The sequence below is a fragment of the Fundidesulfovibrio terrae genome, assembly GCF_022808915.1.
Classification (GTDB): Bacteria; Desulfobacterota; Desulfovibrionia; order Desulfovibrionales; family Desulfovibrionaceae; genus Fundidesulfovibrio; species Fundidesulfovibrio terrae.
Genome location: NZ_JAKZFS010000001.1, coordinates 46,002 through 59,715 on the forward strand (window position 1 = coordinate 46,002; position 13,714 = coordinate 59,715).

Sequence of the window (13,714 nt, forward strand, 5' to 3'; positions counted from 1 at the left end):
TCCTCTGGATGGTCCAAAACGGGTGTCGTGGCTACTATCAAGAAATTTGTGGCAAACGAGGTACTGATCCCATTCGAGTTTTGTCAAGACACGGGGCCGGAATCGGGTAAAAGAACATCCTTCAAACGTTGCGCTGCGACGCGAAAAGCCTCGTCCGAGAGGCCGAGCAACGTTTCGGGTGACGAAGCAGCGTGGAATACAATCTGCGACCGCGCGTCCCCGGACTGCTTCCGTATGGCCATGAGAAGCGCGTTGGCAGGATCGTCATCGAAAACAACGACGGCAGCGGGGGAAAGCGTGGCCACGGCCGCCAGGAAATGATCCGTGCAATCATGGAGGACGCCGTCCTTGGGCAGGCAGTAGGGTAAAAAACCCACGAATCCCTTGGGAAGCTGCACGGAAGGGATCAGCCTGCGCCACAGGTCGCCCCGGGCCTTGCTGGACTGGCCGGTGAGGTCGAGGCCCAGGGCCGAGTAGGTCCAGATGGCTCGCGGCGATGGAGGTAGCTTGGCCAGCAAAGCGGGCCAGGGGTCCTGGGCGAGCAGGTCGGGTCCGGCGGGGACGGAATCGGACGGTAACACATGCCTGATGCCGGCAAGATGGAAGACGCGATAGCGTTCGCTCAGGGTAAAAGATGCGTCATCCATTCCATGAGCCTCCAGGCCACCTCGCATTTGGAAAGCATGGGCCACTCTTCGGAGCGCCCGGCCGCGTCCACCACGTGAACCTTGTTGGTGGAGGACGCGAAACCGCTGCCAGGCGCGGCTATGGAGTTGGCCACCATGACGTCGCAGTTCTTGTCCTTGAGCTTCTTGGCGGCGTATCCAGCCAGGTCGGTGGTCTCGGCGCAGAAGCCCAGGAGCTTCTGGCGAGGGGCCTTGTTCTGGCCCAAGGTGCGCAGGATGTCCGGGTTGGTGGCGAACTCCAGGCTGAAAACGTCCTTGTCCAGGCTGGTCTTCTTGAACTTGTCCTGCCCGTACGGGACGGGCGAGAAGTCGGACACGGCGGCGGTCATGAGGCCGTAATCCTGCGAGGGCCAGAGGTCCAGGCAGGCGTCGAACATCTGCCGGGCCGTCTGCACGGGATGGCGGGAGATGCTGTCGGGGAACCACAGGTCCACGGGGCCGTGCACCACGCTGACCTCGGCCCCGCGCAGCCAGGCGGACATGGCCAAGGCCCCGCCCATGAGCCCGGTGGAGGGGTTGGACCAGAAGCGGGCCGGATCGAAGTATTCGCGCGTGGGCCCGAGGCTCAGCATCACCTTGATTCCGGACATGTCCTGGGGGGTGAGCGCCCGCAGCACGTGGGCCACGATATCCGGCAGGCAGGTTAGCCTGCCCTTGCCCTTCTCGCCGCAGGCCATCATGCCGCTGCCCGGTTCGAGCACCCCCACTCCCCTGCCCCGAAGGATCGCAAGGTTCTCCTGGGTGGCCTTGGCGTCCCAGAGCCTGGGATTCATGGCCGGGGCCACCAGCAGGGGCCCGGCGAAGGCCAGGGACTGGGTAGAGAGTATTTCATCGGCGATGCCGTGGGCCAGTTTGGCCATGATGTTGGCCGTGGCCGGGGCGATCACCATGCAGCGGGCCTCCTGGGCGGGCTCCAGGTGGCCGAAGGCGCTGTCCGCCCCCTCCCACATGGCCGTGTACACGTGGTCGGCCCCCAGGGCCTCGAAGGACAAGGGGGTGACGAACTGGGTGGCCGCGCGGGTCAGGGTGACGCCGACGATGAGTTCCAGTTCGTGGAAGGTCCGCAGGAGCTCAAGGGCCTTGTAGGCGGCGATGCTGCCCGTAACGCCCAGCTGGATGCGGGTGCCGTGGTGGATGGGGAATTTCAGGTGTGGCGGCAACATTGTGTGATCATGCGCGAGGCGCTGGCTGCTGTCAAAGGCGTTTCGCCGCCGTTCTGGAGAACGCGGACCTGGGTGGCCTTGAGGGCCGTACTCGCCTGCCCAGCCAGATCCGCGACGGCCGTGCTGAAAACGTCAATCTTCCCGGGAAGCAAAGGCTGGCGAGCTTCAGGACGAAGCCCGCCGGCCAGCATCTTGAGAGGGTTCCACGCTCGCCCGCAGCGGTCAGAAAAAGATTTTTCCGAACCATGGGCCATCTTTTGCCTCAAAACGCATTGGGAAGCGAATACGGGCAAATGCGGGGGTGCAAGGGGAAAACGCCCGAAAGCGCTCATTCCGGCACTCCTCAGGAGGCCGTTTCCTCCTTGTCGGAAACGACATCGCCACTCACTCCGTCCACGATGTCGAAGCCCATGACGGTGACGCCCTGCTCCATGTCCACCAGGGTGACGCCCTGGGCGGCGCGGCCCACGTTGCGCACCGAGGCCACCGGCGTGCGGATGATCTTGTTGGCCGAAGTGAGCAGCAGAATGTCGTCGGACTCGCACACGGAGGTGGCGCCGATGACGTGGCCGGTCTTGGCCGTGACCTTCATGTTGATGACGCCTTTTCCGCTGCGGCTCTGCAGGCGGTAGAGGTCGACGTCCGAGCGCTTGCCGAAGCCGTTGGCGGAAACGGTGAGCACCTGGTTGCGCTCGGGGTCGCCGAAGACGACGCCCGAGGCCACGCGGTCCTTGCCGGCGAGGGCGATGCCCTTCACGCCCGCGGCGCTCCGGCCCATGGGGCGCACGTCGGCGACGCTGAAGCGGATGCCCTGGCCGTATTCCGTGGCCAGGAGAATCTCGGCCTGGGCCGGGACTTCCTTGACGTCCAACAGTTCGTCTTCCTCGTTCAGGTTCACGGCGCGGATGCCGCCCACGCGGACGTTCTTGTACAGGTCGATGGCCGTGCGCTTGACCATGCCCTTGCGGGTCACGAAAAGGAAGTAGCGGTCCGGGGTGAACTCCCGGATGGTGAGCGCCGTGGCGATGAACTCTTCCTTTTCCATGGGCAGCAGGTTGGCGATGTGCAGCCCCTTGGCCGTGCGCGAACCTTCGGGAATCTGGTGCACCTTGAGCTGGTGCATCTTGCCCAGGTTGGTGAAGAGCAGCAGGTACTGGTGGTTGGTGGTGGTGCAGAAGCTCTGGATGAAGTCCTCGGCCGAGGTGTGCACCCCGGCGATGCCTTTGCCTCCCCTTCTCTGCTGCTGGTAGGTGTCCAGCGGCGTGCGCTTGATGTAACCCCGGCGCGACAGGGTGATGACCACGTTCTCGTCGGGGATGAGGTCCTCGATGTCGATGCCTTCCAGGCTGTCGAGGATCTCGGTGCGGCGGGGGGTGGCGTACTTGTCCTTGAGCTCGATGATCTCGTCGCGGATGACCCCGCGCAGCACTTCGTCGTTCTCCAGGATGGAACGCAGGTACTCGATGAACTTCAGAAGCTCGGCGTACTCGTCCAGCAGCTTCTCGCGCTCCAGGTTGGTCAGGCGCTGCAGGCGCATGTCCAGGATGGCCTGGCTTTGCCGCTCCGAGAGGCTGAAGCGCTCCATGAGGCGCTCCTTGGCCTCCAGGGGCGTTTTGGAGGACCGGATAAGGCTCACCACCTCGTCGATGTTGTCTAGGGCGATGCGCAGGCCTTCCAGGATGTGCGCCCGCTCCTCGCTCTTGCGCAGGTCGTAGCGCGAGCGCCGGATGATGATCTCCTTGCGGTGATCCAGGAAGTATTCAAGCATCTGCTTGAGGTTCAGAAGCGCCGGGCGGTTGCCCGCTACAACAAGCATGTTGAAACCGAAGGAGGTTTCGAGAGGCGTGAACTTGTAGAGGCTGTTGATGACGATGTCCGGGATGGTGCCGCGCTTGAGTTCGAGCACCACGCGGATGCCCTTGCGGTCGGATTCGTCGCGCAGGTCCGAGACGCCGTCGATCTTCTTCTCGTTGATGAGCTGGGCGATCTTCTCCACCAGGCTCGACTTGTTCAGGGCGTAGGGAATTTCGCGGATGACCACGAGTTCCTTGTCCTTCTTGAACTGCTCGATCTCCACTTTGCCGCGCATCTTGATGGAGCCGCGGCCGGTCCGGTAGGCGTCGATGAGCCCCTGTCCGCCGAAGATGGCCCCGGCCGTGGGGAAGTCCGGGCCGGGCACGCAGGCGATGACCTCGTCCACCGAGCAGTTGGGGTCGTCGAGCAGGGTCAGCAGGGCGTCGCACAGTTCGCCCAGGTTGTGCGGCGGAATGTTGGTGGCCATGCCCACCGCGATGCCGGAGCTGCCGTTGACGAGCAGGTTGGGCACCTTGGTGGGAAGCACCGAAGGCTCTTCCAGGGAGTTGTCGTAGTTGGGCCTGAAATCGACGGTCTCCTTTTCGATGTCGGTCAGGAACTCGCTGGTGAGGCGGGACATGCGCACTTCGGTGTAACGCATGGCCGCCGCGGCGTCGCCGTCGATGGAGCCGAAGTTGCCCTGGCCGTCCACCAGGGGATCGCGCATGGAGAAATCCTGCGCGAGGCGCACCAAGGCGTCGTACACGGCCGAGTCGCCGTGCGGGTGGTATTTGCCGATGACGTCGCCGACGACGCGGGCGGACTTCTTGTACGGGCGGTTGTACGTGTTGGAGAGCTCGTGCATGGCGAAAAGGATGCGCCGGTGCACGGGCTTGAGGCCGTCGCGTACGTCGGGAATGGCCCGGCCCACGATGACGGAAAGCGAATATTCGAGGTAGGACTTCTTGAGTTCGTCCTCGATGGATATCTTTTTGTTATCTTCTGAGTTCTGTTCGAGCACGTGATGCCTCGTTGCTAGATATCAAGTTCGCGCACGCTCAGCGCGTTTCTTTCGATGAACAGCTTGCGCGGCTCCACCTTGTCGCCCATGAGGTCGGAGAAGATCCCGTCCGCGTCCGTGACGTCGTCGATGGACACCTTCAGGAAGGTGCGCTTGTCCGGATTCATGGTGGTTTCCCACAGCTGCACCGGGTTCATTTCGCCAAGGCCCTTGTAGCGCTGGATGTTGATGCCCTTGTGGGCCTCGTCCAGGACGGTTTGCAAAAGCTCGAAAATGCCGGTGATGTCGGTGCTCGTGTCCTTGCGGGACATGACGAAGCGGTCCGAGCTGCCGGTGGGGGTGGCGCTCAGCTGCGTCTGCAGGGCCTGGCCCACGCCGAACGACTGGCGCAGCTCGTCGAGCAGGGTCCAGCAGTGGCGGTAGACGCGCGAAGCGAAGAATTCCAGGCCCAGGCGGGTCTTCACGCCATTACGGCTGACGAACACCGCGTAGGCGCGCCGTTCCACTTCGTCCTCCTCGACATCCAGGGTGAGGGAGTATTCGCTGCCCCTGAGGAGTTCAGCCAGGGCGGCGAAGCCTTCGCCTTCGAAGTCGGTGGGCTTGATGCGCTCCGAGGCGTTGAGGAAGCACCACAGCAACGGATCGGTGATGCCGTATCCCAGGGCCTCGTCGAAGCGGGACTTGAGCAGCTGGATCTTGGAGAGCATCTCGCGCAGGGGGCCGTTGTCGAAGGTGTTCCCGTTGGCCCCGGTGACGCTCAGGTCCTCGGTAACGCGCGACAGCAGGAACTCGGAGAGTTCCTTTTCGTCCTTGATGAACCGCTCCCAGTCGCCCTTGTGCACCCGGAAAAGCGGCGGCTGGGCGATGTAGAGATACCCCTTATCGATAAGTTCCTGATACTGGCGGTAGAAGAACGTGAGCAGAAGCGTGCGGATGTGCGCGCCGTCTACGTCGGCGTCGGTCATGATGACGATCTTGTGGTAGCGGAGTTTCTCCAGGTCCACCTCGTCCTTACCGATTCCCGGGCCCATGGCGGTGATGAGCGCCCTGATTTCCTTGTTGCCGAGCATCTTGTCGAAGCGCGTCTTCTCCACGTTCAGGATCTTGCCGCGAAGGGGCAGGATAGCCTGGAATTTGGGGTCGCGCCCCTGCTTGGCGGAGCCGCCCGCCGAGTCGCCCTCGACGATGAACAGCTCGGACTCCTCGGGGCTCTTGGACTGGCAGTCGGCCAGCTTGCCTGGCAGGGCGTTGTCTGACAGCGCGCCCTTGCGCCGGACCAAGTCCTTGGCCTTGCGGGCGGCCTCGCGGGCGCGGGCGGCGTCCACGGACTTGTCCACGATGAGCTTGGCGTCCTTGGGGTTCTCTTCGAAGAAGGTGTTCAGGGCGTCGCCGCAGATCTTGGCCACCTGACCGGCCACCTCGGAGTTGCCGAGCTTGGTCTTGGTCTGGCCTTCGAACTGGGGCTGGGGAATCTTCACCGACAAGACGGCCGTGAGCCCTTCGCGCACGTCGTCGCCGGTGAGCTTCTGCTTGAGCTTCTTGATGAGCCCGGATTTCTCGATGTAGGTGTTGATGGCCCTCGTCAGGGCGGTCTTGAACCCGGCCAGGTGCGTGCCGCCTTCCTGGGTGCGGATGTTGTTGACGAAGGTGAGCATCTGCTCCTTGTAGCCGGCGTTGTACTGCAGGGCGAAGTCCACCATGGTGGCGTCCACCTGGCCGGAGGCGAAGACGATCTCGTGGATGCCCATCTCGCCGGCGTTCAGGTCCTGCACGAAGCGCCGGATGCCTCCCTCGAAACGGAAGACCTGCTCTTCCTGGTTGCGCTCGTCCTTGAACTCGATGGTCAGGCCGGAGTTGAGATACGCCAGTTCCTCGAAGCGCTTGGCCAGGGTGGCGTGCACGAAGTCGGCGGTCTCGAAAATCTCCTCGTCGGGAAGGAAGCGCACCGTGGTGCCCGTGCCCTCGGCCTCGCCGATCTTGTCCACGGGGGTGACGGGCGCGCCGCGCTCGTAGCGCTGGCGGTAGCGGTTGCCGTCGCGCTTGATGGTCACTTCCAGGTATTCGGACAAGGCGTTCACGCAGGAGACGCCCACGCCGTGCAGGCCGCCGGACACCTTGTAGGCGTCGTTGTCGAACTTGCCGCCCGCGTGGAGCACGGTCATGACCACTTCGACGGCCGGACGGTTCTCCTTGGGGTGCATGTCCACGGGGATGCCGCGTCCGTTGTCGGAGATGGTCACCGAGTTGTCCAGGTGGATGATCACCCGGATGCGGTCGCAATAGCCGGCCATGGCCTCGTCGATGGAGTTGTCCACCACTTCGTAGACCAGGTGGTGCAGGCCGCGGATGTCCGTGGACCCGATGTACATGGCCGGGCGCTTGCGGACTGCGGCCAGGCCCTCGAGGACGGTGATGGAATCGGCGGTATAGGACTGGGGAGTCGAAGACTGGGTCATGCGGAGGCTTCCTCGCTATAGTACGTCTCCTCCACGATCTTCATGGGCATGATGATGACCAGATAGTCCGAATCGTCCTCGCCGGTGATGCCGCAGGGGCCTTCGGTGCCGGTGAGGGTGAAGCGGACCTTGCTGGAATGGAAGTGCCCGAGGATTTCCAGCAGATCGCGGGTCGGAAAGGCGATCTTCTTGAGATCGCCGGTGAACTGCGCCTCCATGGACTCGGTGGCCGCGCCGGTGTCGTTGCCCTGGGACTGCAGGGTGAGCTGGCCGGGGGTGTCGAGCTGGAAGTAGGTGCAGCGGTTGTTGTCGGTGTTGAAGATGGAAATGCGGTCCAGAGCCTCGGAAAGGGCCATCTTTTCGGCGGTCAGGTCCGAGGCGTCGGGGGCCGAGAGCTTGCCCACGAAATTCTTGTAGTCGGGGTACTGGTAGTAGGACAGCGGCAGGCTGAAGCTCTCGCGCTGGTCCTGGGTGCGGAAGAACAGCCGCTTCTGGCTGATGGCCAGCTCGATCTCGTCGGTGGTCAGCCACTTCTTGAGTTCCAGCACGTACTTCTTCTGGATGAGGATGCCCTCGTCCGGGAGCATGCCCTTGATGTCGTCGTTCAAGAACCCGCACATGGAGAACTGATGGCCGTTCAGGCCGCAGACCTCGATCTTGTCCTCCAGGGGACGGAAGTACATGCAGGCCATGGCCTCCATGGTGTCCTCGTCAGAGACGCAAAAGAACACCCGGTCGATGAGTTCCTGCAGAAAGTCGCCGCTCCACATGACGTGCTCGCCCTGGGGAAACTCGGAGAATGCCTGGAACCAGCTCTTCTCGCTGGTGGGCAGCTTGTAGTGGCGTCCGGCCTGGGAGACCTTGAGGGTCTGGTTCTCGGCGTCGAGCTTGAGCTGGATCTCGCCCGGGGGGAGCTTGCGCACCAGGTCGAAGAAGGAGCGGCCCTGGACGCCGCACAGGCCCTGCTCCACCACTTCGGCGCGGTATTTGCCGACGAACTCCAGGGAGGAATCCGTGGACATGATGCGGAGGGTTCCGTTCTCGGCCGAGAGCCAGATGGTGCGCAGGAAGGCCGCTCCGGTCTTGGCCGGAATGATGTTGGCCGATTTCTGGAGCCCTTCGATAATATCGTTTCGAGTGACCTTCACGAACATGGGGGTCGTCTCCTTGGCAGGTATGGCGTCGATGGTCGGGGATTCTCTGATGAGCCAGCGTGGCCTGCGGAATATACGGAAAAAAACGCCCTTGGCAAGTGCGCTCTAAGCAAGAACTGGCGCGGCTTCCCGGGAGGAGCGCGCCGTTTGCGGGAGAGCCCCCGGCGCGCCACCCGCACGAGCGCTCCACGAGCGCCCGGAGCGGTCCGCTCACGGCCCGGCTCCCCGGTCCGGGTGATTTCTGTTGACCTCTTTTGCGGCTCGGGACAAATGATACTCAATCCTGTCTCGAAAGCCGCATGACCGGAGATTGGCCTCGTTCGGGGGACACCCATGGCCAGGGCACACAGCATATCGAAACTTTTCAGTGCGAGCGCGCTGGTCTTCACGGCTTGTTCCAGCCTCATCACCGCTTCCATAGTCATCGTCACCCAATACATCGAATTCAGGCACAATACGGAGCTGTACGAGCAGGAATACGTCCAGCGGCAACAAGACATGCTCAAAAGCGAGCTGGACCAAGTCTCAGACATCATACAATTCGAACGCTCGACGATCATGAGCACCTTGAAAAGCGATCTGAAGGAAAGGATCGACGAAGCAAGCTCCATAGCCACGAGCATATACGAAAACAACAAGAACACGCTCGGGGACGAGCAGATAAAAAAAATCATCCTCCAGGCGCTCGGTCCCCTGTCGTTCTACGATGGCCGGGGCTACTACTGGATACACGACACGGACCACAACCTGGTCATGAACAGGTTCAGGCCCGATATGATCGGCAAGAGCGATTACGATCTGACCGATCTCTCGGGAAAGAAAATCATCCGGAGCTTCGTCAGGATCGCCGGGTCAAACGGCGAAGGATACGACTCCTACTACTGGAACAAGCCCGGCCAACCGATCCCGTTGACCAAGATTTCCTACCTGAAACTGTTCGCGCCGTACCATTGGATCATCGGCACCGGCGAATACCTGGAGGACATCGAAACCAGCGTGCAGGCAGGCATCAAGAAACGCCTGGAGCTGTTCACGTCGTCCATGAGCTCGCTTCGTATCATCGACTTCGGCGGCACGGTGCTCTTCGATCCCAGCGGCGTTTACGCCGTGGGCGAGAACATCGTGAACGAAAAGGACCCCACGGGCCGGTACATCGTCCTGGACTTCCTCTCCCAGGGCCTCACGCCCCAGGGAGGGTTCGGTTCTGTCGGCCTTCCCCGCGAGAGGAACGGCCCGTACGGCAACAACCTGTTCTACGCCAAGCCCGTGCCCGGATGGGGCTGGATCCTGGTGGCCTCGGTGCCCCTGGAGCACATGGACGAGGTGGTCTTCCAGCACCGCGATTCGCTCAGGTCCTCCATGCTCAAGCAGATCCTCATGATCCTGGGGGCTCTCGCGGCCGTGACGGCCGTGGTGTTCGTTCTGTCCACCCTGCTTTCGCGCCGGGTCAGGAATGAATTCACCGTGTTCAGCTCCTTTTTCCGCAACGTCTCCCAGCGCGGATCACCCATTGACGCGGGCGGGCTGACCATCTCCGAACTGCGCTCCCTGGCCGGATCGGCCAACGATATGAACCGGGAGCTCCACGCCTCGCGATTCGAAATCCTGCGCAAGACGCGCCTGCTGGAAGAGGAAGTGGCCGTGCGCGCCGGGGCGGAAGCGGAACTTCTCAAGGCGCGCAACGCCTTCCAGGCCATCCTGGACTCCATGCCCTCGGTGGTCGTCGCCGTGGACGACCGGGCCGACGTCACCCACTGGAACCGGACGGCGGCGCAGGCCACCGGGCTCGAAGGCCCGGACGTGGCGGGAAGGCCCGTGGGGAAAGTCCTCCCCGGCATGGAGGAGCGGATGGACGCGGTCAGGGAGTCCCTGGAGAAAGGCGTGCCCGTGCTCAGGGGAAAGCAGAACTTCGTGTTCCGGGGCGAACCGCGCAAGATAGACATGCTGGTCTATCCGCTCAAGGACGGACGCGTGCACGGGGCGGTCATCCGCCTGGACGACGTGACGGAAAAGACCAGCATGGAGGAGATGCTCATCCAGACCGAGAAGGTCATGAGCCTGGGCGGCCTGGCGGCGGGCATGGCCCATGAGATCAACAACCCCCTGGGCGGCATCCTGCAGAGCGCCCAGGTGGTGTCCAGGCGGCTGGACATGGACAATCCGGCCAGCGCCGAGGCCGCCCGGAAAGCGGGCTGCGGGGTCGAAACGCTCAGGTCCTTCCTGGAAGCCCGGACGATCCGGGAGCTCCTGGACGGCATACGCCAGTCGGCCAAGCGGGCCGCCACCATCGTGTCCAACATGCTGGAATTCAGCCGCAAGTCGGACTCGGGCATGATCCCGGCCAACCTGAACGACATCGTGGACAAGTCGCTGGAGCTCTGCGGCAAGGACTACAACCTGGAAAAACGCTACGACTTCAGGAAGATCGGCATCGAGCGCGATTTCGACGCCTCCCTGCCCCTGGTGCTTTGCTCGCCCACACAGATCGAGCAGGTCCTGGTGAATCTCATCCGCAACGCGGCCCACGCCCTGTCTTCACTCGGCCCGGACGCATCCCCGAGGATCGCCGTGCGCACCCGCCGGGAGCCGCACTTCGCCAGGATCGACATCCAGGACAACGGGCCGGGCATGGACGAAGCCCTGCGCCGCAGGATCTTCGAACCGTTCTACAGCACCAAGCAGCCCGGCGAAGGCACCGGGCTCGGCCTGTCCGTATCGTTCTTCATCATCACCAAAAACCACGGCGGGACCATCCATGTGGAATCCGAACCAGGAAAAGGCGCCCTGTTCGTCATCCGCCTGCCCATCGGCCGGGAGTGAGCGCGGCGTCCTGCGGGCCGTCCTGCTGGCGTTTCTCGCGCTCGCCTGCGCGCCGGATTGGGCCCTCGCGGAACGAGACACTCCCCTCCGCCTGGGCGTGGTCTTCCCCGGGGTGGTGGCGGACAAGGATTACAACGAACTGGGCTATCAGGCCGTGCTCAAGGCCAGGGACTCCCTGGGAATCCCCGTGTCCTTCGCCCAGAGGGTACAGCCCTCGGAGGCTGCCGGAGCCATGCTCAAGCTGATCGCGGACGGAAACACCGTGGTCTGGGGGCATGGGGGGCAGTTTCTCCCGTCCATCCTGGAGATATGCGGGCAGTGTCCGGACACCGCCTTCATCACCGAGGCCGAGCTGCCCGTCGAAACGCCCTGCAAGAACGTGCACGTCCTGGGCCGGGAATACCACAAGGGATTCTACGTGCTCGGGGCCCTGGCCGCCAGGATCACCCGCACCGGCCTGATCGGCTACATCGGCGGCCTGCACCAGCCGTTCTCCCGGGCGCAGATCAACGCGGCAGCGAGCGCCATCAAGCGGTACAACCCCAAGGCCGTTCTCAGGCACGTCACCGTGGGGGACTTCAACGACCCCATGCACAGCCGCCAGGCGGCCGAGGAATTCATCCTGGAGGGCTGCGACGTGATCCTCTCGGGAGTGAACATGGGCAGCTTCGGCATCATCGACGCGGTGAACGACGCGGAACGCCCGGTGTTCTTCACCACGGTCTACACCAGCAAGGCGGCCTTTTCCCCCCGCAGGTTCCTGACCTCGGACCTGTTTGATTTCACGGACCCCATCCGGGAAATCCTGGGCAGGATCGCGGACGGCCAGCCAGGACGGTTCGTGCCCATGCCCTGGGGCGAAGGCCGGGCCAGGTACACCCTTTTTCCCGTGGCCAACGTGCCCGAGGAGGTGAACCAGGAGATCAAGGCCCTGGCCAGGGCCATCGAGGACGGAAGCGTCCAGGTTCCCTACGACCCGGACACCGTGCCCGAGAACCGTTAGCCTCCAAGGCTGGTTTCCCGACGCACCGGCGAGGGCGTCACGGTCTCGGGCGGAAGGTTCTTCCTAATGCCTTTCAATAAAAAACAAGTATATCTTGATTGCTGTTTTTGTAGAGGGGGTGCTTTTGTTCGTTAACGAGTGAAGTAGCTAATTTTATTTTGTTAATTAAGGACGAGTTGACCGTCCGGGAGGAACAGTTGGAACGCTCCCGAGCCGGTGCGGTCCTTATGAGCCGCCTTGTCGGCAGCTTTTGCGCAAAGCGTGCACCAAATCTTTCGTATCGTTGCTATCCTGCTGCAATTTTTTGATCTTTTTGACGGCGTGCAGCACCGTGGAGTGGTCCTTCCCGCCGAAGAGCTTGCCCAGGGCCGGGTAGGACAGCCCCAGCTCCTCGCGGCACAGCAGCATGGCCACCTGCCTGGCCAGGACGATGTCCTTGGTGCGCTTGGAGCCCAGGATGGTCTTGGCGTCCAGGTTGAAGCGCCTGCCCACCTGCTCCAGGATGACCGTGGGCGTGGTCCGGGCGGTCTGCTCGTCCAGGCTGCGGCCCATGATGTTCTCGAAGATGGCCTCGGAGATGTCTCTTTTGAGAAGCTCCCGGAATGCCTGGAATTTCACCATGAGGCCGTGCAGTCCCCGGAAATCGTGGTGGCGCTGGGCCAGGGTGAGCATCTGGGACTTGCTGAGGGCTATCTTCTTGCGCTGGCAGTGGTCCTGCACGTACTTCAGGCGCACGTCCAGGTCCGGCTTGGAGAGCTGCACCATGAGCCCGCCGTCCAGCCGTGTCTTGAGGTCCAGCGGTATCCCCTCGCACGAGGCCAGCGGCACGGCCGTGGAAAAGGCCATCTGGCGCTTGGAGTCCAGAAACGCGTTGAACAGGATAAGGACCTCCCGGGCCATGTTCGGATAGTCGCCCAGGCGGTGCAGGTCGTCCAGGAAGAAGCAGCTGTAGCCCGTGAGGTGCGTGCGCACCGCAATGGGGGAATCCTGCGGCCCGGCCTCGTAGAGCTCGGCCAAGTCGTCCAGGGTGCCCAGGAAGATGAAGTTCTTGTCCAGCTGCTTGCTGATTTCGTTGGCCATGCAGCGCAGAAGGTGCGTCTTGCCCGTGCCCGGATCTCCCTGGATCACCAGGGGGTTGAACTTCACCTCGCGGCTTTTGGCCACCTCCCGGGCCGAGGCCAGGGGGAAGAGGTTCTTTTGGTTGGTGAAGAACTGCTCGAAGGTGAACTCGTGGCCGAAGGGGAAGTCGATGCTGGCCGCCGAAAAGGCCGGCTGGGAGGGCTGGGCCCCGGCCGTGGCGCCCTCCCGGTTGCGGTAACGCAGCACGTAGCCCGGCCCCAGGTAGAGGCTCACCTGCTTCTCGAAATGATCCTTGACCTGGGAATCGAACCACTGCCCGAAATAGGCGTGCGGAAACTCCACCACGATCTCCAGGGAGTCGGGAAGGGGGTGCAGATCCAGCGGATCGAACCAGCGGGCCAGGTCCGATTCCGGGGTGATCTGGGCGAGGTGGCGGCGAAGTTGTTCCTTGAGCACGTCGGTGATGCGAACGCTCGACTTGGGATGGAGGAGGCTAGTCCAAAACCCGCCGGTGTTCAACAGCCCCGGGGGTCGTAT

8 protein-coding genes are annotated in these 13,714 nt (G+C 63.0%); 2 read left to right on the plus strand and 6 right to left on the minus strand.

Features of this window, described 5'->3' with window-relative positions:
• Positions 1-83: 83 nt before the first annotated feature.
• From ML540_RS00245 to dnaN, 5 genes are all read right to left on the minus strand, one after another.
• Complete coding sequence (locus ML540_RS00245; protein ID WP_243357662.1) at positions 84-647, minus strand: hypothetical protein; 564 nt, start codon at positions 645-647, stop codon at positions 84-86.
• Entirely contained in the window at positions 623-1,849 is a 1,227-nt protein-coding gene (gene coaBC / locus ML540_RS00250; protein ID WP_243357664.1) for a bifunctional phosphopantothenoylcysteine decarboxylase/phosphopantothenate--cysteine ligase CoaBC, read from the minus strand. Before coaBC ends, ML540_RS00245 begins: the two co-directional genes overlap by 25 nt.
• Before the next feature lie 343 nt (positions 1,850-2,192).
• Entirely contained in the window at positions 2,193-4,664 is a 2,472-nt protein-coding gene (gyrA, locus tag ML540_RS00255; protein WP_243357666.1) for a DNA gyrase subunit A, read from the minus strand.
• Between the two features lie 14 nt (positions 4,665-4,678).
• Positions 4,679-7,120 (minus strand): DNA topoisomerase (ATP-hydrolyzing) subunit B, encoded by a 2,442-nt coding sequence (gene gyrB, locus ML540_RS00260; protein ID WP_243357667.1) that lies wholly within the window; start codon positions 7,118-7,120, stop codon positions 4,679-4,681.
• Positions 7,117-8,274, minus strand: a complete 1,158-nt coding sequence (gene dnaN, locus ML540_RS00265) for a DNA polymerase III subunit beta (RefSeq protein WP_243357669.1) — start codon at positions 8,272-8,274, stop codon at positions 7,117-7,119. The genes gyrB and dnaN overlap by 4 nt, the downstream gene beginning before the upstream one ends.
• Positions 8,275-8,607: 333 nt before the next feature.
• On the opposite strand from dnaN, the gene ML540_RS00270 reads away from it, so the two are divergent.
• The gene (locus ML540_RS00270; RefSeq protein ID WP_243357671.1) at positions 8,608-11,094 is read left to right on the plus strand and encodes a cache domain-containing protein; all 2,487 of its coding nucleotides are present in this window, start codon (positions 8,608-8,610) and stop codon (positions 11,092-11,094) included.
• Positions 11,030-12,097, plus strand: coding sequence for a BMP family ABC transporter substrate-binding protein (locus tag ML540_RS00275; RefSeq protein WP_243357673.1), 1,068 nt, complete (start codon positions 11,030-11,032; stop codon positions 12,095-12,097). Before ML540_RS00270 ends, ML540_RS00275 begins: the two co-directional genes overlap by 65 nt.
• 225 nt (positions 12,098-12,322) lie before the next feature.
• Here ML540_RS00275 and ML540_RS00280 read toward each other — a convergent pair whose 3' ends face one another.
• Complete coding sequence (locus tag ML540_RS00280; protein ID WP_243357676.1) at positions 12,323-13,633, minus strand: helix-turn-helix domain-containing protein; 1,311 nt, start codon at positions 13,631-13,633, stop codon at positions 12,323-12,325.
• Between the last annotated feature and the right edge of the window lie 81 nt (positions 13,634-13,714).